This is a genomic window from Methylophaga sp. OBS1 (assembly GCF_026319365.1).
Window position 1 is genome coordinate 145,396 of the sequence record NZ_JAPDMS010000006.1, and the last position, 22,956, is coordinate 168,351.

The 22,956-nt window shown below is 52.3% G+C and carries 22 protein-coding genes; 20 read left to right on the plus strand and 2 right to left on the minus strand.

The genetic code is table 11. From position 1 onward, the window contains the following. The first annotated feature begins 25 nt into the window (after positions 1 to 25). The 12 genes from OMQ46_RS15320 to OMQ46_RS15380 all read left to right on the plus strand — a co-directional run bounded on the left by OMQ46_RS15320 (position 26) and on the right by OMQ46_RS15380 (position 12,879). Complete coding sequence (locus tag OMQ46_RS15320) at positions 26 to 388, plus strand: response regulator (RefSeq protein ID WP_266238314.1); 363 nt, start codon at positions 26 to 28, stop codon at positions 386 to 388. Between the two features lie 28 nt (positions 389 to 416). Next, complete coding sequence (locus tag OMQ46_RS15325) at positions 417 to 2,444, plus strand: chemotaxis protein CheA (RefSeq protein ID WP_266238316.1); 2,028 nt, start codon at positions 417 to 419, stop codon at positions 2,442 to 2,444. 8 nt (positions 2,445 to 2,452) lie between these two features. Continuing rightward, positions 2,453 to 2,959: a chemotaxis protein CheW gene (locus OMQ46_RS15330; protein WP_266238318.1), complete on the plus strand. Its 507-nt coding sequence runs from the start codon at positions 2,453 to 2,455 to the stop codon at positions 2,957 to 2,959. A gap of 2 nt (positions 2,960 to 2,961) precedes the next feature. Beyond that, on the plus strand, positions 2,962 to 3,738 hold the full coding sequence (locus OMQ46_RS15335; RefSeq protein WP_266238320.1) for a ParA family protein: 777 nt from the start codon (positions 2,962 to 2,964) through the stop codon (positions 3,736 to 3,738). Further along, a complete protein-coding gene (locus OMQ46_RS16600) occupies positions 3,731 to 6,115 on the plus strand; it encodes a methyl-accepting chemotaxis protein (protein WP_323135168.1) in 2,385 nt (794 codons plus the stop codon). Before OMQ46_RS15335 ends, OMQ46_RS16600 begins: the two co-directional genes overlap by 8 nt. Positions 6,116 to 6,150: 35 nt before the next feature. Next, positions 6,151 to 6,984 carry a CheR family methyltransferase gene (locus OMQ46_RS15350; RefSeq protein WP_266238321.1) on the plus strand — a complete coding sequence of 278 codons (834 nt, stop codon included), beginning with the start codon at positions 6,151 to 6,153 and terminating at the stop codon, positions 6,982 to 6,984. Continuing rightward, positions 6,981 to 7,607, plus strand: a complete 627-nt coding sequence (gene cheD / locus OMQ46_RS15355; protein WP_266238323.1) for a chemoreceptor glutamine deamidase CheD — start codon at positions 6,981 to 6,983, stop codon at positions 7,605 to 7,607. The genes OMQ46_RS15350 and cheD overlap by 4 nt, the downstream gene beginning before the upstream one ends. An 11-nt stretch (positions 7,608 to 7,618) precedes the next feature. Then, entirely contained in the window at positions 7,619 to 8,695 is a 1,077-nt protein-coding gene (locus OMQ46_RS15360) for a protein-glutamate methylesterase/protein-glutamine glutaminase (protein ID WP_266238325.1), read from the plus strand. An 18-nt stretch (positions 8,696 to 8,713) separates the two neighbouring features. Continuing rightward, on the plus strand, positions 8,714 to 9,481 hold the full coding sequence (locus OMQ46_RS15365; protein ID WP_266238326.1) for a hypothetical protein: 768 nt from the start codon (positions 8,714 to 8,716) through the stop codon (positions 9,479 to 9,481). Positions 9,482 to 9,561: 80 nt separating this feature from the next. Then, the gene (locus OMQ46_RS15370) at positions 9,562 to 10,935 is read left to right on the plus strand and encodes a flagellar hook-length control protein FliK (protein WP_266238327.1); all 1,374 of its coding nucleotides are present in this window, start codon (positions 9,562 to 9,564) and stop codon (positions 10,933 to 10,935) included. Positions 10,936 to 11,009: 74 nt separating this feature from the next. Further along, positions 11,010 to 12,167, plus strand: coding sequence for a methyl-accepting chemotaxis protein (locus OMQ46_RS15375; RefSeq protein ID WP_266238329.1), 1,158 nt, complete (start codon positions 11,010 to 11,012; stop codon positions 12,165 to 12,167). A 148-nt stretch (positions 12,168 to 12,315) separates the two neighbouring features. Further along, complete coding sequence (locus OMQ46_RS15380) at positions 12,316 to 12,879, plus strand: ATP-dependent zinc protease (protein ID WP_266238331.1); 564 nt, start codon at positions 12,316 to 12,318, stop codon at positions 12,877 to 12,879. Between the two features lie 69 nt (positions 12,880 to 12,948). On the opposite strand, the gene pyrF is transcribed toward OMQ46_RS15380, so the two are convergent. Further along, a complete protein-coding gene (pyrF, locus tag OMQ46_RS15385; protein ID WP_266238332.1) occupies positions 12,949 to 13,641 on the minus strand; it encodes an orotidine-5'-phosphate decarboxylase in 693 nt (230 codons plus the stop codon). A gap of 120 nt (positions 13,642 to 13,761) precedes the next feature. On the opposite strand from pyrF, the gene tgt reads away from it, so the two are divergent. The 4 genes from tgt (at position 13,762) to secF (ending at position 18,141) form a co-directional block, all read left to right on the plus strand. Continuing rightward, positions 13,762 to 14,868, plus strand: a complete 1,107-nt coding sequence (gene tgt, locus OMQ46_RS15390; protein WP_266238334.1) for a tRNA guanosine(34) transglycosylase Tgt — start codon at positions 13,762 to 13,764, stop codon at positions 14,866 to 14,868. Between the two features lie 78 nt (positions 14,869 to 14,946). Further along, positions 14,947 to 15,282: a preprotein translocase subunit YajC gene (yajC, locus tag OMQ46_RS15395; protein ID WP_266238419.1), complete on the plus strand. Its 336-nt coding sequence runs from the start codon at positions 14,947 to 14,949 to the stop codon at positions 15,280 to 15,282. A gap of 42 nt (positions 15,283 to 15,324) precedes the next feature. Next, a complete protein-coding gene (gene secD, locus OMQ46_RS15400; RefSeq protein ID WP_266238336.1) occupies positions 15,325 to 17,178 on the plus strand; it encodes a protein translocase subunit SecD in 1,854 nt (617 codons plus the stop codon). 12 nt (positions 17,179 to 17,190) lie between these two features. Continuing rightward, positions 17,191 to 18,141 carry a protein translocase subunit SecF gene (secF, locus tag OMQ46_RS15405; protein ID WP_266238338.1) on the plus strand — a complete coding sequence of 317 codons (951 nt, stop codon included), beginning with the start codon at positions 17,191 to 17,193 and terminating at the stop codon, positions 18,139 to 18,141. A 42-nt stretch (positions 18,142 to 18,183) separates the two neighbouring features. Here secF and OMQ46_RS15410 read toward each other — a convergent pair whose 3' ends face one another. Further along, positions 18,184 to 18,438 carry a hypothetical protein gene (locus OMQ46_RS15410; RefSeq protein ID WP_266238340.1) on the minus strand — a complete coding sequence of 85 codons (255 nt, stop codon included), beginning with the start codon at positions 18,436 to 18,438 and terminating at the stop codon, positions 18,184 to 18,186. A 229-nt stretch (positions 18,439 to 18,667) separates the two neighbouring features. Between OMQ46_RS15410 and OMQ46_RS15415 the strand changes: the two genes are divergently transcribed. From OMQ46_RS15415 to OMQ46_RS15430, 4 genes are all read left to right on the plus strand, one after another. After that, positions 18,668 to 19,144 (plus strand): hypothetical protein, encoded by a 477-nt coding sequence (locus tag OMQ46_RS15415; RefSeq protein WP_266238341.1) that lies wholly within the window; start codon positions 18,668 to 18,670, stop codon positions 19,142 to 19,144. A 30-nt stretch (positions 19,145 to 19,174) separates the two neighbouring features. Continuing rightward, positions 19,175 to 20,524 (plus strand): UDP-N-acetylmuramate:L-alanyl-gamma-D-glutamyl-meso-diaminopimelate ligase, encoded by a 1,350-nt coding sequence (gene mpl / locus OMQ46_RS15420; protein ID WP_266238343.1) that lies wholly within the window; start codon positions 19,175 to 19,177, stop codon positions 20,522 to 20,524. Then, positions 20,521 to 21,129, plus strand: a complete 609-nt coding sequence (locus OMQ46_RS15425) for a UbiX family flavin prenyltransferase (RefSeq protein WP_266238345.1) — start codon at positions 20,521 to 20,523, stop codon at positions 21,127 to 21,129. The genes mpl and OMQ46_RS15425 overlap by 4 nt, the downstream gene beginning before the upstream one ends. A 64-nt stretch (positions 21,130 to 21,193) precedes the next feature. After that, the gene (locus tag OMQ46_RS15430) at positions 21,194 to 22,864 is read left to right on the plus strand and encodes a formate--tetrahydrofolate ligase (protein WP_266238346.1); all 1,671 of its coding nucleotides are present in this window, start codon (positions 21,194 to 21,196) and stop codon (positions 22,862 to 22,864) included. Positions 22,865 to 22,956 lie beyond the last annotated feature (92 nt).

Here is a 22,956-nt window from a genome sequence, read left to right on the forward strand (position 1 = left end):
AGTGATGAGATGGAGTGATGTTGTTATGGCGGACATTTTGGCAGTAGATGACTCTGCTTCTATGCGACAAATGGTGGCATTCACCTTAAAGGGGGCCGGTCACAGGGTCACTGATGCTGAAGATGGTAAACATGCCCTTGAAATTGCCCGCCAGAAAAAGTTCGATCTGATACTTACTGATGTCAATATGCCGGTGATGGATGGACTCAGCCTGACCCGGGAACTACGTCAATTACCCGATTACCGTTTCACACCCATTCTGGTCCTTACCACTGAGGCGGGCCCGGAAAAAAAGCAGGAAGGCCGCGCTGCGGGTGCCACAGGGTGGCTGGTCAAACCGTTTAACCCGGATCAACTGCTCGCTACAGTAAAAAAAGTACTGGGCTGAGTTTCAGGCTGTTGAGTCAGAGTCGGACATGAGCATAGATGTCTCCCAGTTTCATCAGGTGTTCTTTGAAGAGAGTGCCGAGGGCCTTGATGCCATGGAAATGGGGCTGCTGGGTATGCAGCAGGGCTCAGACGATGTTGAAATCATCAACACTATTTTTCGGGCAGCCCATTCCATCAAAGGTGGCGCGGGGTCTTTCGGCTTCGGTCAGGTCGCTGAATTCACGCATGGACTGGAAACGCTGCTGGATCAGATGCGCAACGGTGAGCGCGAGGTAAGCCAACATGCGCTGGACACACTATTGCAGGCAGTTGATGTGTTGAGAGGGATGCTGGCTGCTGCGCAACAGGGTGAAGACAATGATCAGGCTCTGGCAGAAGACGTCCGCCTGGAGATTGAGGCCTTATTGCACGCGGCTTTACCTGCTGCTGACACTCCGGGCTTGATTGATGAGCCAAAATCGAGACTGATGACGGGCTGGTCTATTTATTTCAAACCGCACCGTCACCTGCTGCAGACTGGCAATGACCCCGTGCTTATGTTGCGGGAATTGGCCGAATTAGGTGAGCTATCAGTTGAAATCGATACTGACAGCTTACCCGGATTTTGTGATCTCGAACCGGAAGATTGCTACCTGGCATGGCACATTGAGATACACGGCGATGCCACCCTGGTGCAACTCAAAGAGATTTTTGAGTGGGTCGAGGGTGATTGCGAGCTTGAGATTACGCCGCTTTCCAATGCCACCGTCGCCGACGGGCATCCTCTTTCTGTTGAAGAGGCTGAAACCACATCAACCATGGCCTTGCCTGTCGCTGACACAGTGGTTAAAAAAGACCGCGCCGACAGTGCTGTTTCCTCGATCAGGGTCGGGACAGAGAAACTTGATTCACTGATTAATCTTGTCGGCGAACTGGTCATCACCCAGTCAATGTTGAGCCAGTTGGGAGAGAACTTCGAAATCAGCCGTTTGCCGCAACTGATTGACGGGCTCGAACAACTGGAGCGAAACACACGTGAACTGCAGGAGGGCATTATGCGCATCCGCATGTTGCCCATCAGTTTTGCCTTCAATCGCTTACCCAGACTGGTCTATGACCTCAGCGCGAAGATGGGTAAACAGGTTGAACTGTTAATCAGCGGTGAGCAGACCGAACTGGATAAAACCGTCATGGAAAAAATCGGCGACCCACTGGTGCATCTGGTGCGTAATGCCCTGGACCATGGACTGGAAACGCCGGCACAACGCCGTGCTGCCGGTAAGTCGGAAACCGGTCTGTTGCATCTGAATGCCTATCATCAGGGCGGCACGATTGTGATCGAAATCAGTGACGACGGCGCTGGCCTTGATCAAGAAAAAATCCGCAGCAAAGCGATTGAACGCGGTTTGATTAGTAGCGAAGAAAGCCTCAGTCCGGAGCAAGTCCACGAACTGATTTTTATGCCCGGCTTCTCCACTGCTGAAGAGGTCAGTGATGTCTCCGGCCGTGGTGTGGGTATGGATGTGGTCCGCAAAAACATCCATAGCCTGGGTGGCAGTGTTGATGTCAGTTCTGGCGTTGGCGTCGGTTCAAGCTTCATCATCCGGTTACCGCTGACGCTGGCAATTATGGATGGTCAGATTATCCAGGTCGGAGACCAGCGCTACATCATTCCGTTGGTTTCTATTATCGAAACAGTGGAAATCATGCCGGGGACGTTGAAACAGGTGGCAGGGAAAGGGGAGATTTATAGTCTGCGTGATGAGTATGTGCCGGTACTCCGGCTTTATCAACTGTTTAATCTGACCACCATCAGCAACAGTCTGGAGAACGCGCTGCTGGTTGTGGTGGAGTTTGAAGATCAGCGGATCGGTCTGCTGGTGGATGCGTTGCTGGCACAACAGCAGGTCGTGATCAGAAGCCTGGAAAAAAACTATCGCAAAGTGACCGGTATTGCGGGAGCGACTATCCTGGGCGATGGTGACGTAGCCCTGATACTTGATATCTCCGGCCTGTTGACGCTTTATCGTGACCCCTCTCAACGTGACGTTAACAAAACTTTCCGGGCGGCCTAGGGATTAGCATGATTGAGTTCAGCCAAAACAATGAAATGCTGGATAGATTTGATGTCATCGGCAGTGTCGAGCCCGGAATACCGCAATATATGACGTTCGAGCTGAATCAGGAACACTATGGTGTTGATATTCTCCGGGTGCAGGAGATAAAAGGCTGGACCCGGGTCACCCCCATTCCCAATACACCGACTCACTTGTGCGGTGTATTGAATCTGCGTGGTGCCATTGTGCCGATTGTTGATCTCAGGCTTTTGTTTGATATGCCCTTTGAACCCTACACCAAGACCACTGTGGTGATTGTCCTTAATGTCCAGGGGTACACCCGGCGTACAGTGGGTATTGTCGTTGATGCCGTCTCTGATGCGCATAACGTGAAACAGGAAGACATTAAGTCGGCACCGGATTTCGGTGAACAGCTCAACACCGGTTTTATCTCCGGGATGACGCACATAGGTGACAATATGGTGACGCTACTGGATATCGATACATTACTCAGCAGTGAACAGATTGGCTGACGATGACACAAAACGCAGCACGCATTATTGCCATCATGAACCAGAAAGGCGGGGTCGGTAAGACCACCACCACCGTAAACCTTGGGCATGCGCTGGCACAGGCGGGTCAGAGAGTGGCATTGATGGATCTGGATCCACAGGGCCAGGTCGCTACCAGTCTTGGCTTTGATAATCACTCACCAGGGCTCGACAGCGTTTTGCTGGATGGCGTTGCGATAGACGATATTAAGATGAGTGCTCGTGACAATTTGGATCTGATTGTGGCCGGTAACCGTTTGAATGAATTTGAACATACCAGTGAAGGGGGCATCCAGCGTGGTCACCGGCTGCGTGAGGCGCTACAGCAATCCTCACTGAATCAATACGATTATGTGCTGATTGATTGTCCACCCTCTTCCGGTTTGCTTGGCGTCAATGCCATGTTTGCTGCCGCCGAGTTATTGATACCGGTCTCCGGTGATTACCTGTCACTGCAGGGCCTGTCGCGGATGATTCAGATTCTTAAACGGGCAGAGGAACTGGCTGGCCACAGAATCAGACTATGGTTGGTTTCCACCCGCATGCAAATGCGACGCAGGTTAACCGAAGAGGTGCGAAACCGCATTCTGAAATATTTCCCGGGCAGAGTGCTATTCACCCCGGTAAGAGAGAATGTGTCACTGGCGGAGTGCCCAAGCTTTGGCAAAACCATTTTTGATTATCGAAAAAACAGTCCGGGGGCGGAAGATTATCAGTCTCTGGCCCAGGACCTGATGCGCGGGAGAACAGCCGATGGCTGATAATAAAAAAGCGATAGGTAATGACCCCCTGGCCTGGCTGACACAGGATGATTCCGATGTTGATCAGGTTGTTGCAGCTAAGCGGGTTGACGACATTCCCGACAAATCATTTCGGCCAAGTCGTGATAATGCGCCAAAAACGGACACGGAGATTGTAGAGGAGAGCTTTGCACAACTGGCAAAAAAGGGTGAACAGATTGTCAACGACTTTTACCTGCATCTGTTTTCACATCACCCGGAGCTAAAGCCGCTGTTTGACGGCATTTCCACTGCGGGCCAGCAGAAAAAGCTGTTAGCGGCATTGATGTTACTGGTCAATAATCTGCGTAACCCTGAAATTTTGCAGGATTACCTCAAGGAACTGGGTCACCGCCACCAGAGTTATGGCGTCAGCGCCGAAGATTACGAAAAAGTTAAAGACAGTCTGTTAACCGTGATGTCCAGAGAAGCAGGTGAGGCCTGGAATGAGTCGGTGGCATCCGCCTGGCATAAAACATTGGACTCGGTTGTTCAACAGATGCTGAGTAGCTATAACGCTCACAAGGAATCAGATATGGCGGTCTCATCGCTAAAACCGAAAGATAGCTTTACCCGTTTCATGACAAAGGCACTGGATGGTGCCGTCACGGCCATTATGATGGTAGACAGGGACTTCAATATTACCTATGCCAATCAATCGACCTTGAACATGCTGGCTGAGCATGAGGAGACGCTGAAAACCTGCTTTCCCGGCTTTAGTGTCAAAAATCTGGTGGGATCGAATATCGATATCTTCCATAAACATCCTGAACACCAGCGCCAGTTATTGAGCAATCCTGAGAACCTGCCCTATTCCGCTGATATTCAGGTTGGCCCGCTGGCATTCAACCTGAATGTGACTGCATTGTTTGATGACAGTGATAGCTATGTTGGCAATATGCTGGAATGGCATAACGTGACAGAGGAAAAACTGCACAGCAGGGATATGGATGGTCAGCTGGAAGCCATCAATAAATCCATGGGTGTGATTAGTTTCTCTATGGATGGCGTTATTACCGATATCAACGATAATTTCCTGGACATCGTGGGCTACAGCCGTGACGAAGTCATTGGTAAACACCACCGGATGTTTGCTGATACGACCCTGGCGGCGAGTGCATCCTATGCCGAATTCTGGGCCAAGCTGAACCGGGGAGAGTTTGATAGCGGTGAGTACAGACGGATTGCAAAGGATGGCAAAGAGATTTGGCTTCAGGCCAGTTATAACCCGGTTCTTGATTTAAACGGCAAGCCCTACAAGGTAGTGAAGTACGCTACTGATATCACCCGGCAGAAACAACTGCAAATGAACGTGGAGTCAGTATTGCAATCCACAGCGGTAGTGATGAATGCCATGGCGGAAGGCGATCTGACCAAACTGATGCAAGGCGACTATGAGGGCGACTTCGCCCAGTTACAGCAGGCCATCAACGGTACTGTGAGCAAGATGGCTTCAGTGGTTCAGGATATCACCGAGGCGGCGATGAATATTTCCGCTGCGGCCAGCGAAATTTCTCAGGGCAATGTGGATCTGAGTCAGCGCACGGAAGAGCAAGCATCATCGTTGGAAGAGACGGCCTCCAGCATGGAAGAGTTGACCAGTACGGTAAGACAGAATTCGGACAATGCCCGTCAGGCGAATCAGCTGGCAATGGATGCGCGCGAGAAGGCTGAGAAAGGTGGTGAGGTTATTCAAAGCGCGATTCAGGCGATGGCAGCCATCAATACTTCCAGTAAAAAAGTCGCTGATATCATTGGTGTGATTGATGAAATTGCCTTCCAGACCAATCTTCTGGCATTGAACGCTGCCGTAGAGGCCGCGCGTGCCGGTGAGCAGGGACGCGGCTTTGCTGTAGTGGCTTCCGAAGTGCGCAACCTGGCGCAGCGTTCAGCTTCTGCAGCCAAGGAAATTAAGGCCTTAATCAATGACAGCGGCGAGAGAGTGAGAGAAGGTACCGCGCTCGTCGATGAGTCAGGTAAAACCCTGGAAGAGATTGTTGATGGAGCCAAGAGAGTAGGCGATATCATTTCCGAAATTGCAGCTGCAGGACTGGAACAGGCTTCCGGTATTGAACAGGTTAACAAAGCCGTTTCCCAGATGGATGAAATGACCCAGCAGAATGCGGCCCTGGTTGAACAGGCTGCCGCTGCCAGCGAATCACTGGACGAGCAGGGGCACAATCTGCAACAAATGATGGCTTTCTTTGATACCGGTCGGCGCATGATGCAGCCGCCAAATCAAACCGCTTCAGGTGTCAGCCCCTTGCCACAGCAAGAGCGGTCTGCAATACAGAACCGCCCTTTATTCAGCCGGCAAGCGGCAACACAGCAGGATGACGATGAATGGGATGAGTTTTAGTTGACTGACCGGTCTCAATGATAGGAGATAGGGTGATGGGGGTGCTTGGCCGCGAATTCATATTTTCAGACAGGCAGTTCAACCGACTGAGAACTTTCATTGCCAGGCAGACGGGGATCGCACTGACGCAAGCCAAGAAAGATATGGTCTATGCCCGCCTGTCGAAACACATCCGCTCTCATTACGGTGGTGACTTCAAGGCTTTCTGTGATGTCATTGAGCACGGAGATCAGCAGGAACAGGAGTTTCTGATAAATGCCATCACCACAAACCTCACCGCTTTTTTCCGTGAAGCCCATCATTTTGATTATTTGCAGCGGCAGCTTATCCCGGCGTTACTTCAACGTAATGCAAACAGCAGAAAGTTACGCATATGGTCAGCGGGTTGTTCCACGGGGGAAGAGCCCTACAGCATCGCCATGTGCCTGGCTGGCAGCCGGCAGCTTGTCGACTGGGATATCAGAATTCTGGCCACCGACCTTGATGCCAATGTCCTGAACCATGCCAGGGCGGGTATCTACACTGTGGATAAATTGAGCAAGCTACCGCAAAGCGAGTTTCAATGGTTCCAGCGGGGCAGCGGGACTAACCACGGCCTTGTCAGACTCAGGCCAGAGCTTAGAGAAATAGTGACATTCAAGCGACTGAATCTATTGCATGACTGGCCGATGCAAGGACCGTTTGATCTGATCTTCTGCCGTAATGTTGTCATTTACTTTGATAAGCAAACACAAGCCCGTTTGTTTGACCGTTTTGCCGACCTGATGGTGGCGGACGGTCATTTATTCATCGGCCACTCTGAGTCCCTCTACAAGGTCAGCGATCGTTTCACCTCTCTGGGTAACACCATATACAGGCGTAGTCGATGATGTTCACTCAAACGAGTCAACCAGCACCACTGAGCGGTTTTGAACATATAAACCGTTATTGGGACAGGCAGCATGGCTGCTGGGCGGCCAAGCTGTTGCCCGGTGAGTTTTATGTGACGACCAATCTCAGTGAGCTGATCTGCACGACACTGGGCTCTTGTGTGTCAGCCTGTCTGCGTGATGCCAGGGCCGGTGTGGCGGGAATGAATCACTTTATGCTGCCGGTTTCATCAGAAGGCAATCCCTGCTGGATGAACATGGCGACCCGTTTTGGCAGTGCCGCAATGGAGTATCTGATCAATGAGATGCTCAAGCAGGGGGCCAGTCGGGAAAATATGGAAGTCAAACTGGTAGGCGGTGGCCGGATTATTCAGAGTATGTACGATGTGGGCCGCCGTAATATTGATTTTGTACTCGAGTATACAAGGCTGGAAGAACTCAAGGTCATGGCCAGTGATTTGGGGGATATCTATCCGCGCAAGGTGGTGTTTTGTCCCCTTACTGGTGCCATGCGCGTAAAGCGTTTGCGGTCCTTGCATAACGATACTGTGATTCAGCGTGAGCAACATTACGTCGCGGAACTGGAAACCCAGCCCGTAGCCGGTGATGTTGAATTGTTCTAGGCAGACCCGGTATGAAAACGCTGAAAGTGATCGTGATTGATGATTCCGCCCTGATTCGACAGTTGCTGACAGAAATTCTCAACAGTGACGAAGCGATTCAGGTGGTGGCAACCGCTTCGGATCCCTACCAGGCACGTGAAAAAATCAAACTACATAACCCGGATGTACTGACACTGGATGTCGAGATGCCACGCATGGACGGGCTGACATTTCTGCGAAACCTGATGCGTCTGAGGCCGATGCCGGTAGTGATGGTGTCCACCTTGACCGAAAAAGGCGCTGAGGTCACATTAGAGGCTCTGTCTCTGGGGGCTTTTGATTTTGTGGCTAAACCAAAACTGTATCTCTCCGGGCAGTTAGAAGATTACGCTCAGGAAATTATCTCAAAGGTGAAGGCGGCCGCGGCGATGCCAGTACCGGTAATGACACCCAGACCCAGCCGGACAGCAAAACAGAAGCCGTCGACGCCAGATTTGATCACAACCACGGCAAGCATTTCTTCACCTAAGATAATCGCTATTGGTGCTTCAACGGGCGGGACAGAGGCGATTAAGACAGTGCTTTGTTCACTGCCTCCCTCGGCTCCCGCTGTGCTGATCACCCAGCACATTCCTGCCGCTTTCAGTGCGGCTTTTGCCAAACGCTTAAACGGTCTGTCACAGCTGCAGGTTTGCCAGGCTGAGGATGGCCAGCAGGTGCTTGCCGGGCATGTTTATATCGCACCCGGTGATAAACACTTGTTGCTGCATCGTAACGGCAAACACTATTATTGCCGGCTTGATGACGGCCCACCGGTATCACGCCACAAACCCTCAGTCGATGTACTCTTCCATTCGGTTGCCGAGCACGCTGGCCCCAGAGCCATCGGCATCCTGCTGACCGGCATGGGAGAGGACGGTGCACGGGGCATGCTGGCAATGAAACAGGCCGGCGCTCACAACATCGTACAGGATGAAAAAAGCAGTGTTGTCTGGGGAATGCCCGGATCGGCTTTCAAATTAGGCGCTGCCCGGCGGAGCCTGCCGTTAGCAGAAATAGCTAAAGAAATACTCAAGTTGAGTCGACAAGGAAATGGTGAGCAGGGATAAAACAATGGACATTAAGACATGAACAGGACAATCCCTGCAACTGTAACCGCTATTGTGCTGGCGGCAGTCGCGAACTGGCTGGCCGATTGGCGCCTGTCTCTACTTTTATTGCTGTCCAGTCTGGTCGTTTATCTGCTTGTCAGAGCGCCGGCGAACGTCACGACGCTGCCAGTGGATGCTGGCGACCATCAGCAAACTCAAGCAGAGGTGGAACAGCTCTCTCGAGAAACCCTGAGTATGGTCAAACAACAGCTTCTACTGGTTGATGAAGAAAACCGACAGGTTGCCAGGCTGGTCAACCATGCGATCAGCCAACTCAGTGACAGCTTCCACGCGGTGAGTTCGCAGGCGCTACAGCAGCAACAAATACTGAAAAATCTGGAAAGCCAGACTGTGCTGAGCCAGGACACAACGGATTCTGTCCATGAGGCTGACACCAATCTGAGTCAGTATCAGCAAAAACAACGGGAACTGAGTGAACTGCGTCGAACCAGTCAGACAATGGCCAGTCTGGTTAATCAGGCCGTTACATCCATGCAGTTTGAAGATATCTGTAGCCAACTGAGTACACATATCAATAAACGAATCGACATGATTACAGAATTGGCAGAGATTAATCAGATACTTCAACAGACAGCAATTCAGTCTGGTGATGTTGAACTGAGTCGGCAAAAGTTGAACAGCGTAAGACAACAAGTGGCCACGTTAGCGCCAAAAGTTGCTGGTATCCAACATCAGTCGGTCACCCAGAAAAGTATGGAGAGTGGCAATATAGAATTGTTCTGATGAAGGCTTTCATGCTGGCATAACGATTGCAAATGCTCTGGTGACATTCATTGATCAGCGTGATCGAATCAGGAGCATTTATGCCACAACCCGTCATGATCCAGACCGAGCCGATGGCGGCGGTCAGTGCCAAAAAAAACGCCGGCGCCGGTGAAAGTACTGATAAGTCAGCATTTTCTTCTGAACTTAACCAGCAGATAGAACAGGGGCGGGCCGCTTCCAGCCGCAGCCAATCAGATAAAGACCAGGCGGCAAAAGCGGCGGATAAGGAACAGAATGTTGCCGCTGACGGCAATAAATTGCCGGCGGAAGAAAGCAGTAAACCTGTCTCAGACAGTGAGCAGACACAGTCTGAGTCTGATGCCGAGCAGCAGGCCGATAAAAACGAGACCAACGCTGAGAAGCAAGATGCCGCTGACGCGACCTCAGAATCTGAAGACCAGGACGGCGTTGTGGTCGCCGCCGGACAAACGACTGATTCGTCGAAAAAGAACGAGGCTGGCGCTGGTCAGACTGATAAAAAGGTACAAACTCAGGTTAACCCTAGCCAGCAGGGTAGTGACAATACTAAAACAGCTCCTAAACAGTCAGAGGGGCAGAGTGCTGAATCTGCTACCAGTGCTAAAAATACTGAACAGACTGCCGCAAAAACCATCAGTGAAACCATAAACAAGCTCACCGGAGAGGAAAAGCAACAAGCTCAGAAAGCGACGCCTAACCTCGCAGCTGTTTTGAAGCAGGTGTCAGAAGACAAGGCTGACCCGCCAAAAATCCGTGCTGACATCATGGACGCATTACAGCGCCAGCAAAATAAGCAGGAAGTCACCACCAATCTGCGTAACCTGATAGCTGCGCAGGCGCAACAGGCTGACAGCAAGACGGCAGTGACCCTGCCTCCTCTGGCGGCGGATAGAGCGGCCCCAGAGAGCACAGCCAGCACACTGACGCCAACCAGTCTGAGTGGTCTGTTGTCCTCTCCGGGGGGCAGCAGCGCTGCCACGGTCAGCCAACCCGTGCTGAGCTTGCCCGTGCAGCCTAATATGCAGAATCCGGCGTGGGCTCAGGTGATGAGTAGCCGCGTCGTTTATATGGCGAAAGAAGGCGTACAGCAGGCCGAATTAAGGATGAATCCGGCCAATTTGGGACCGGTTGAAGTCAGACTGAATGTACAAAATGACCAAGCCAGTGTAACTTTTCTAGCTCAGCAGGGAACAACACGAGAAGCGCTTGAGCAGGCATTGCCGCGTTTGCGTGAGAGTTTTGCTGAAAGTGGCCTGCAACTGGCTCACGCTGAAGTGGGTGAACACCAGCATCAGCAACAGGAGCAATCAGAACAGGCAGGTGATTCTCATATTTTTGCTCAAGCCGGCGGTCAGGGTGACGATATAGAGAATGAGACTGCTGAAACGGTCAGCTCAGAAGGAGGATCGGTGGGCCTCAGTTTGTATGCCTGAGCACTAATAAAAATGAGCTTTATCCGGGAGAGACGGACGTGTTTAAACTTGAAAACTTTTCACTAAGAAAAAGAATGTATCTCATAGGCGCCTTCGGCATTATCGCTTTGCTGGGGCTTGTCTTTGTTGAATGGTACATGATGGTTTCTGACATCAGTGCAATCAACCAGTTCTATGTTGTTCTGGGTTATGTTGTGCTTGGTAGCGTCATCATTATGTATCTTGCACACGTCATCGGTCGTTTTGGTGATAAACGTGCGACGACGCTGGTGGGGGCAATCCAGAACATCAAGAAAGGGGACCTGACCCAAAAAGTCGTCATCCCCGGTAAAAGCGATTTCAGCTGGATGGCTTTCGAACTTGATAGTGCCCGCAAAAATGTCGCCAACCTGGTTCACACCCTTGTGGGAGGTGTATCGCAACTCAATACCGCTACCCAGAATATGCAAGCTATCAGCAAGGAAACGGTCGATGGTGTACTGAAACAGCAAGCTGAAACGACTCAGGTGGCGACAGCGATGAACGAAATGACGGCTTCGGTACAGGAAGTCGCCAGGACAGCCTCCAGTGCGGCAGAGGCAGCCAGAAATGCCGATAACGAAGCCAAGTCTGGTAAACAGGTGGTCATGGAAACCATGGAAGCGATTGATTCGCTGGCCAATGAAGTAGAAAAAGCGGCGGAACAACTGAGCAACCTGGAAGCCGATATTGGCAACATCGGTGCTATCGTTGATGTCATACGTGGTATCACAGAACAAACCAACCTTCTGGCGTTGAACGCAGCGATTGAAGCCGCGCGTGCCGGTGAACATGGACGTGGTTTTGCGGTGGTCGCCGATGAGGTGCGTACGCTGGCGGCAAGAACCCAGTCTTCCACGCATGAAATCGAAGAGATGGTGGAACGGCTGCAACAGGGTGCACATGTGGCGGTAAAAGTGATGAATGAAAGCCGTGAGCGTGCCCGCACCAGTGTCGAAAAAGCCTCCAGTGCCGGGGCCGCGCTTGATACTATCACGGCCATGATTTCCACCATGGATGAAATGAGTGCTCAGATTTCAAGTGCCGCCAACGAGCAGTCTGCCGTGGCGGAAGATATCAACCGCGGTATTGTCAATATCAGCCAGGTAGCAGAGCACACGGCAGAGGGGGCCCGCGAGTCCTCTGTAGCGGTAGAAACGCTGGGCAGTTTGTCGTCTCAACTGCAGGAGGCTTCAGCCAAGTTTAAAGTCTAGCTGTACTCAAATCGATCTGAAAAGCCCGCGAAAGCGGGCTTTTTTGTGTCCGATTGTCTTGAATTGTGAGAAAGATCTCAGCCTCGGAGGAACCCTGAGGCCGATCTGCCAACTAAAGTCCTGATTTTGGCAACAGGAGAAACCCCTTATGCGAAACGGCTTGATCAGATTGTTAACCACCCTCAGTTTTCTGATGCTGTTGCACAGCACGGTATCACTGGCAAAGGAGCCTCTGGGCTGGATAGAGAAAGTCCAGGTTCAGCCATGGGGCGTTGAGGCCAAGGCCAAATTGGATACCGGGGCCCTGACATCCTCCATGCACGCGGAGGAGATTGAGCGCTTTGAGAAACAGGGTGAGCAGTGGGTGCGGTTCACCATCGATTTTGAAGATGCTGAAACCGGTGACCGGGTCAGTCAGCGAATTGAGCGTCCTCTGCTGCGTGAATTCACCGCGGTCGGGGCTGGCGGACGCGATCAGCGCTCAGTAGTGGCAATGACTATCTGTGTCGGTAACACACTCTACGAAGAGCAGTTCAGCCTGCGTGATCGAGACAATATGATTTATCCGATTTTGCTGGGCCGAAGAACAATTCAGCATCTGGGGCCGGTGGATGTTACCCGTACTTTCCTGACCGAAGCCGAGTGTGATGCTGATTCCGTATTACTCAGTTTGAATGAAGGAGAAGGCGATCCCGATATCGGTGTTAATTAACAGCACTGATCTCAAACCGGGCAAAAAAAGGCCATCGTTTTGATGGCCTTTTTTATTCTGTCGAATCTATCAGCCAAGACTCTGTTCGATTTCCTGCAGTGCCTGCATCGGCTCCCTGGCTGCCGTGATAGGTCTGCCGATAACCAGGTAGTGACTACCGGCAGCTACTGCTTCAGCGGGTGTCATAGTGCGGTGCTGATCACCGCGGTCACTGCCGGCGGGACGAATACCGGGGGTAACCAGTTGGAATGTCTCCCCCAACTCTTCACGCAAAACCGGGGCTTCCTGAGCAGAACAAACCACACCATCCAGACCGCTGTCCTTGGCAAGGCAGGCCAGTTTAACGACATTTTCAGCCAGCGTGCCTGACAGGCCGATCAGGTCAAAGGTCTGCTGATCCATGCTGGTTAACAATGTCACCGCAATCAGTCGGGGGGCATCATCACCGTCGCCGACCGCTTCGCGGGCAGCCTGCATCATCGCCATCCCACCCAAAGCATGTACATTCATCATCCAGACACCGAGGTCAGCAGCTGCGGCACAGGCACGACCGACGGTATGCGGAATATCGTGATATTTCAGATCCAGGAAGACATCAAATTGGCGGCTGACCAGAGCACGGACGACATCAGGTCCTGCTCGGGTAAACAGTTCTTTACCAACTTTGACCCGGGCCATATTCGGATCGAGTTGATCCGCCATAGCGAGAGCAGAATGACTATCGGGATAGTCCAGGGCAACGATGATTTTCGGATCAGACATGCACAGCTCCAGATTGAAAACACCGACGATCTTAGCCTAACAGGCGGCGTTTTGTGACCTTTTCGCTGCTGGGTTGTAGAAAATGGTATCCTGTGCGGCGTTTTTTGCGGAAATTTTTCAATGAAGTTCGATCTCTTTGCGCAGGACGGTTTTGCCCGTCGCGGCCAGTTGACCTTTGAGCGTGGTACGGTTCAGACACCGGCATTCATGCCGGTGGGTACCTATGGCTCGGTGAAGTCGATGACCCCGGAAGAAGTCAGCGACACCGGGGCCGAGATTATCCTGGGCAATACTTTTCATCTCATGCTGCGCCCGGGTACCGATATCATCAGTCAGCATGGTGACTTGCATGATTTCATGCGCTGGCAGGGACCCATCCTGACCGACTCCGGTGGTTTCCAGGTATTCAGCCTGGGAGAGCTGCGCAAGATCACTGAAGAAGGTGTGCATTTCCGCTCGCCGGTCAATGGTGACAAAGTGTTTATGGGACCAGAAGAGTCTATGGCGGTGCAGCGCGCTTTGGGCAGCGATATCGTCATGATTTTTGATGAATGCACGCCCTATCCAGCTGATGAAAAAACCGCCGCGACATCGATGCAGTTATCACTGCGCTGGGCCGAGCGCAGCAAACACGCACATGGGGATAATCCCTCAGCGTTGTTCGGCATTGTTCAGGGTGGTATGCATGAAAACCTGCGGGATGAATCACTGGCCGGACTGACTGAAATTGGCTTTGATGGTTACGCTATTGGTGGCCTGTCAGTAGGGGAACCCAAAGAGGACATGATTCGCATTCTGACCCACCTTGCCGATAGGATGCCAGCAGATAAGCCGCACTATCTGATGGGGGTAGGACGGCCGGAGGATCTGGTGGAGGCGGTGATGCTGGGTGTCGATATGTTCGACTGTGTGATGCCCACCCGCAATGCCCGTAACGGTCATCTGTTTGTGCATCAGGGCGTGATTAAGATTCGTAACAGCCGCTATAAAACAGATACCGGTCCACTGGACCCTTACTGTGATTGTTATACCTGCCGCAACTACAGCCGTGCCTATCTGCATCACCTGGATCGTACTGGGGAAATGCTGGGGCCACGGCTCAACACCATTCACAATCTTTATTACTATCAGAAGCTGATGCGCGACATCAGAACCGCGATAGAAAACGGTCGCCTGACAGAATTCAGGCAGGAATTTTATGCCCTTCGGGAAACCCCGATAGACTGATCTTGGTCATTGCTATCGGTGACTCTGCCGGCTGTGGCATAATCGGTTTCTTTTTATTGTTGAACTTGAGGACACATGATGGACTTTTTCATTTCTGCTGCCCATGCTGGTGCTGTTGAAAGTCAGGCTGCGGCATCTCCCGGTCTGCTCGACTTTGCTTTCCCTATCCTGCTGCTGGTGCTGTTCTACGTCATGCTGATTCGTCCCCAGCAAAAACGGGCGAAAGAGCACCGTGCCATGCAATCTGCACTGTCAAAAGGTGACGAAGTGGTCACAGATGGCGGCCTGATGGGCAAGATTCTGGAAATCACGGACAACGCGATCACAGTTCAGATTGCTGAGGGCGTTGAAGTTAAAGTGCGCCGTGAATCAATCAATGCTGTGTTGCCTAAAGGTACACTGAAAAAGCTGTAATCCTCCCACCTGAAAAACGGTTTCAAAAACCAGGAATTTATAATGAACCGATATCCAATGTGGAAGAACCTGCTGGTTCTTATCGTACTGATTGTTGCCACTATTTTTGCCATGCCCAATCTGTTTGGTGATGATCCGGCGGTGCAGATTTCGGCAGGTCGGTCCGCCACAGTGGATCTGGCGCTGGCTGACACAGCCGAAACCGCGCTGAAAGAAGCCGGAATCGACTATAAAGGCATCGAACTGGAAGATGACAAGCTGCTGGTTCGACTGACATCAGCCGACAGCCAGTTGCAGGCCAAGGAAGTACTGAACCAGACGTTGACCGGTGATTACATTATCGCACTGAATCTGGCACCAACGACGCCGGATTGGCTGGCATCGCTGGGCGCTGAGCCAATGAACCTGGGTCTTGATCTGCGGGGCGGCGTGCACTTCCTGATGGAAGTCGACATGTTTGCGGCAGTCAAACAAGCGCTGGATGGTTATGGCAGTGACCTGAGATTGCTGTTGCGTGATGAAAAAATCCGCTACAAGCAAATCAAAGTGGAAGAGCAGCAGCTCATCGTCGTATTCCGCAATGCAGAAGATCGCGATGCGGCAGAGACGCTCATCAGTAATGAAATTAATGCGTTACTGGTCAATACGGCAGAGGACACAACCGACCCTGCCCTGGTGATGCAACTTGATGACGTGAATCTGCGGGAAACCAAACGCCTGGCCTTGCAGCAGAACATCACCACACTGCGCAACCGGATCAACGAACTGGGGGTGGCAGAGCCGACCGTTCAGCAGCAGGGTGAAAACCGTATCGTGGTGCAACTGCCCGGTGTTCAGGATACCGCTCAGGCCAAGAAAATTCTGGGTGCCACCGCGACGCTGGAATTCCGCCTGGTCGATTTTGAGAGTGATGTTCAGGATGCGGTCAACGGCCGTGTACCACCGAATTCCGAACTGTTTTATCACCGTGACGGCCGGCCTTATCTGCTCAACAAGCGGGTGATGCTGACCGGTGAACATGTCATCAACGCACAGTCCACACTGGACCCGCAGTCGGGTTCGCCAGCGGTATCGGTCACCCTGGACGGGAAAGGGGCGCGGATCTTCAGTAATATCACCCGCGACAACATCGGTAACCCGATGGCGGTGGTGTTTATTGAGTCCAAAACAGAAACCAAGGAAATCGATGGCGAACTGACAAAAGTCCGCCGCCAGGTGCCTGAAATTATCAATGTCGCGACCATCCGCGATCAGTTGAGTAAAAAATTCCAGATTACCGGACTCGATAGTACAACCGAAGCGCGTGATCTCGCACTGCTGCTGCGTGCCGGTGCCCTGGCGGCGCCGATTGAAATCGTCGAAGAGCGTACCGTCGGTCCGAGCCTGGGTCAGGACAATATCGACCAGGGCTTTGCCTCGGTCATGATCGGTTTTGCCTTTGTTCTGGTGTTCATGTTGCTCTGGTATAAAGTCTTCGGCTTTGTCGCCAACCTGGCCCTGGCTGCCAACCTGATTTTCATCGTGGCGCTGCTGTCGATGCTGCAGGCGACCCTGACCTTGCCGGGTATTGCGGGTATCGTGTTGACAGTTGGTATGGCGGTAGATGCCAACGTGCTCATCTTTGAGCGGATCCGCGAGGAGCTCAGAAATGGCAACAGTCCGCAAGCCAGTATTAACAGTGGTTATGGTAAAGCGTTCTCGACCATCGCCGACGCCAATATCACCACCCTGATTGCAGCGATTGTCCTGTTCGGCTTTGGGACCGGTTCGATCAAAGGCTTTGCCGTGACCCTGTCACTCGGGATTATTACCTCGATGTTTACCGCGATCATGGGCACACGTTCCGTGGTCAACCTGATTTACGGTCGTCAGCATAAACCCAAGCTGTCAATTTAGGATTTACCAGACATGCAGTTTTTATCCAACGAAACCCATATCAATTTCATGTCGAAACGCCTGCTGGCAGCGGTGTTTTCGATCATTTTAGTTATTTTATCCGTCGGCTCTCTGGTGACGCAGGGCCTGAACTTCGGTATCGACTTCACTGGCGGTACCATGATCGAGTTGGGCTACAAGGAGCAGGTCGACCTTAACCAACTTCGTCAGGATCTTTCTGAGGGCGGTTATCCGGAAGCGACGGTGCAGAACTTCGGTTCAATCCATGATGTGCTGATTCGTCTGCCAGTGATTGAAACCCAGAATATGGCCGAGCTCAGCAATGAAGTCGTGGCGATGCTACAGAGTAAAAACGAGACCGAAATTGATGTGCGCCGGGTCGAGTTTGTCGGCCCGCAGGTTGGTGATGAATTGACCGAGCAGGGTGGACTGGCCATGCTCTATGCCCTCATCGGTATTCTGATCTATGTATCGCTGCGCTTTGAATATCGTTTCGCTATCGGTTCGGTGGTGGCATTGATACATGACGTTGTCATCACCCTAGGCTTTTTCTCGCTCACGCGTATCGAGTTTGACCTGACAGTATTGGCAGCGATTCTGGCGATTATTGGTTACTCGCTTAACGATACCATCGTGGTGTTCGACCGGATCCGTGAAACCTTCTTGCGGATGCGTAAAGGCACATCAGTGGAAATTGTCAACGCCGCCCTGAACGATACACTGAGCCGGACGTTGATGACGTCCTTGACGACATTGCTGGTGGTGATGGCGTTGTTCATTTTTGGCGGTGAGGTCATTCATGCCTTCTCGATAGCCTTGCTGTTCGGCATTGTGATTGGTACTTACTCGTCTATCTACATTGCCAGTAACACCATCCTGGTAATGGGGGTCAGCAAGGAAGATCTGCTACCACCAGTGAAAGAAGATGATGAGAATGTGAATCCTGACGGTAGTCAGGTCTAATGGCATGGCGATTACAAAAAAGCCCGGGTTTACCGGGCTTTTTTATGAAAAGGAGTGGCGATCACGAAAGCGCAGGGCCTTGCTGATAAAGGTCGGAGACTGATGCCGTCGACGGGACTCCAGGGTGATGACATTTTGACTGTTTTCAGCGAGTTCGCGTTGTGCGGCTTCTTCCACTGTTTCTACGCTGAGGATCCGGCAATGCGCAAGCTGGCAGTGATAGCTGCTGAAGGTGGCCAGTTCTTCCAGCCCCTCCATCACCAGGCGCATTTCAAGTTCCAGGGATTTATCCGTCATAGTCCAATACCTACCGAGTTATTCTTAGTATCGGTCGCAGGCAGGCTGACTTGAGTATTTACTGCAAATTAATCCTGTCTGGGCCAGGGTTTTTGGGGAGCGGCGTTTATCAGCATAGAAAGGCCCGGATTTAACACTTTGTTCACTGCAGGTGACGGGGTATCATGCCTCCATGATTTTATTGCAGCGTTTCTTTCAGATCTGCCTTTTTAAGGCAGGCCCCGCGGATGTGCCGGCATCTCACTGGTTGTTGAAACTGGTTTGTCTGATTTATTTTTCCATAGGTGCCATGGTCAGCCATGTGGATCATCCCTGGTCCGCCGCGCTCTCAGCCAGTCTCAGTGATACACTGCTTTTACTTGCTGTCTGCTGGTTACTGCTCTCAGTTCGTGGCTTTAGCGAACGTTTTCTACAGACAGCCACGGCGATGGCCGGCACCGGTGCCATTATGGGGCTGTTTGGTTTGCCGGTTTTCATACTTTTCCGCCAGTTTGAGGGGCAGGGTCAACTCACCAGTCTGATATTGCTCTTGGTTTTGATTCTGATGTTCTGGAGTCTGTTTATTACCGCCCATATTTTCCGTCACTCACTGGAAATCAGGCCCGGCATGGCCGCCATTCTGACCGTGGCCTATACCATTTTGTCACTGGTCGTGGTGGGGCTGACTATTTCCGGTATCGCCGTTGATCCGGAATTCGCTGGCTGATCCTGCTTTGTTATTCTCTGGGGTGCATTGATGCATATTCATATTCTCGGTATCTGCGGTACGTTTATGGGCGGTCTTGCGCTATTGGCGAGAGAACTGGGCATCACCGTCAGCGGCAGTGATACCAATGTCTACCCGCCGATGAGCGATCAACTGGCTTCGGCCGGCATTGATGTGATGGAGGGCTATGAACCCGCTCATCTGGAACCGGCACCGGATCTGGTGGTGATGGGCAATGCCATGACCCGCGGTAACCCGGCGGTGGAATATGTCCTTAATAAAGGTCTGCCTTATGTCTCCGGGCCGCAATGGCTGGCAGAAAATGTACTGCGTGGTCGCTGGGTGCTGGGCGTATCGGGTACCCATGGCAAGACTACGACGAGTAGTCTGCTGGCCTGGATACTGGAACACGCCGGTATGTCGCCGGGTTTTTTGATTGGCGGCGTGCCGGATAATTTCGGTGAAACAGCCAGACTCGGCAACACGCCTTTTTTTGTAATCGAGGCGGATGAATATGACACGGCCTTTTTCGATAAACGCTCCAAGTTTGTTCACTATCAGCCACGCACGCTGATCATCAATAATCTCGAGTTTGATCATGCCGATATTTTTGATGATCTGGCGGCGATTCAGAAACAGGTCCACCACCTGGTCAGAACTGTGCCTTCTGAGGGGCTGATTGTTTCACCGCAGGAAAAGGCCATTGATCAGGTATTCGAAATGGGCTGCTGGACCCCCAGACAGATACTGGGTCATGACGGCGACTGGCAGGCCGATTTACTCAATAAAGACGGCAGTGAGTTTGAGGTTCGCTTCGAAGACCAGACCGCGATTGTTCGCTGGAATATGCTGGGGCAGCATAATGTCAGCAATGCGCTTGCCGCTATCGCCGCCGCCCGTCATGTGGGTGTGACTCTGGAACATGCGGCCAAAGCTTTATCTGAGTTTGTCGGCGTCAAACGCCGGCTGGAACTGCGCGGTGAAGTCGACAATATCCGTGTCTATGATGATTTTGCCCATCACCCGACGGCGATTGCCACCACGATTGCCGGACTGCGGGCGCGTATCGGTAACCGCAAACTGGTCGCAGTATTGGAACCGAGATCCAATACGATGAAAATGGGCGTGCATCAGGATGCCTTGGCGCAGTCACTGATCCAGGCCGACCGGGTGCTGCTGTTTCAGGATGCCGGTCTCAAGTGGTCTCTGAAACAGGTCACCGAGAGTCTGGGCGATCATGTCAGTGTGCATGATTCCGTGGATGGCATCGTCACAGCGCTGCAGAAAGAAGCGGGGCAGGGCGATGAAATTCTGGTCATGAGTAACGGCGGCTTCGGTGGTATCCACCAGAAAATTCTGGAGGCGTTGGCATCACGATGACCGATAATAAACAGATTGCACTCGCTATTACCGGGGCCTCAGGCGCGCCCTACGCAAAACGATTACTGGAAATTTTGCTGCAAAGCGGCATCACCGTGCACCTGATGATTTCAGCTGCGGGCCGTATTGTGCTGGCAGATGAACTGGACTGGAAACTGCCTGCCCGTGCCGGAGATGTTCAGACTCTTCTCAGTGAGCAGTTCCAGTGTCAGCCTGAGCAGCTAAAAGTCTATGGTGAACAGCAGTGGTCCGCACCGCTGGCAAGTGGCTCACACCGGGTGCCAACGATGATTGTCTGCCCCTGCACCATGGGCACTTTGTCAGCGATTGCCTGTGGCCAGAGCGATAATTTGATTAATCGTGCCGCGGATGTGATGCTGAAAGAGAATCGCAAATTAATCTTGGTGCCAAGGGAAGCGCCGTTTTCTGCCATTCACCTGGAAAATATGCTGAAACTGGCGCGACTGGGCGTTTGCATTTTGCCGCCCAGCCCCGGGTTTTATTTCCGACCGGGCAGCCTGCAGGAAGTGGTGGATTTTGTGGTCGCCCGTATTCTGGATCAGACCGGTATTGAACACAGCCTGATGCCACGCTGGGGCGAATAGTCCGGACAGGACAAGGCAGCCAAGTCGCGTATAATGCTGGCTTAGAATAAACAGCAGGGAAATCATGTCTGATATCGAAATCGCACAACAGGCAACGATGCAGGAAGTGACCGGCCTTGCCGGAGAGCGACTGGGCATTGCCTCGGAACATCTCGATCCCTACGGTCGCTACAAGGCCAAAGTCTCTCTGGATGTGCTGGATGAACTGGCCGATCGTCCCGACGGGAAACTGATACTGGTGACCGCGATCAGTCCGACCCCGGCCGGTGAAGGCAAAACCACCACCACCATTGGTTTGAGTGACGCACTCAACCGCATCGGCAAACAATCTCTGGTCTGTGTCCGCGAGCCATCAATGGGGCCCTGTTTCGGTGTCAAGGGCGGTGCCGCCGGCGGCGGTTATGCTCAGGTCGTGCCGATGGAGGATATCAATCTGCATTTCACCGGTGACCTGCATGCGATTGCTGCAGCGCACAATCTGTTGGCAGCGATGATCGATAACCATATCCACCACGGTAATGACTTGCAGCTCGATGCCCGCCGTATTGCCTGGCAGCGGGTGCTGGATATGAACGATCGCGCGCTGCGCGATATTGTCGTCGGTATGGGCGGCACTGCTAATGGTTATTTGCGTGAAGACCGTTTTGATATTGTTGTCGCCTCCGAGGTCATGGCGATTTTCTGCCTGTCCAATTCTTTACAGGAACTCAAAACCCGGCTGGGTGAGATTTTGATAGGCTACTCCACCGACGGCACGCCACGCTATGCCCGAGAGCTTCAGGCGCACGGTGCCATGGCCGCGCTGCTGAAAGAAGCGATTAAGCCCAACCTGGTGCAGACCCTGGAAAATAATCCAGCCTTTGTCCATGGCGGTCCCTTCGCTAACATCGCTCATGGCTGTAACTCGGTGGTTTCTACCAAGATGGCTCTGAAACTCAGTGATTATGTGGTGACCGAAGCTGGGTTTGGTGCTGATCTGGGCGCGGAAAAGTTTATCAATATCAAGTGCCGCAAAGCCGGTATTAAACCGGATATGGCGGTCGTTGTCGCCACCGTGAAAGCATTAAAATACCACGGCGGTCTGGGCCTGAAAGAACTGGGCAAAGAGAATCTTGATGCCCTTAAAGCTGGCCTCAGAAATCTGCAGCGGCACCTGAATAATCTGCAACAGGAATTCGGCCTGCGCTGCGTGGTGGCTATCAATCATTTTGTGAATGACACCGATGCCGAGATTGCACTGATTCAGTCTGCGGTGAAAGACATGGGTGCCGAAGCGATCCTGGCCAGACACTGGGCCAATGGTGGCGCCGGAGCGGAAGAACTGGCCCAGCGTGTTGTTGCTATGCTGGAACAGGACGCCGAGGCCTGTGAATTCCTCTATGCCGATGAACTGCCACTGTGGGACAAAATTAGCTCAGTTGCCAAGCGACTCTACGGCGCTGGCCAGGTTGTGGCCGATAAAAAAGTCATGGACAAAATCAGCATGCTTAACGAGCAGCATGGTGATATTCCGGTCTGCATGGCGAAAACGCCTTATTCCTTCAGTAGCGATGCTAATCTGCGCGGTGTGGCAGACGGACACACCCTGACGGTTCGTGATGTCAGACTGTCACATGGTGCTGGTTTTCTGGTCGTACTCTGTGGTGATGTCATGACCATGCCCGGGCTGCCCAAGCGTCCGGCAGCAGAGCGGATTGATATTGATGATCAGGGGCAGATCACCGGGTTGTTCTGATACTGCCGCCGCAGGGCTTTCTCAATCAGCCTGCAATTAAGTTATTTGTAACTCTGGTTCAAGTTTTAAGCCCGAATGCTCTCTATCCAAGC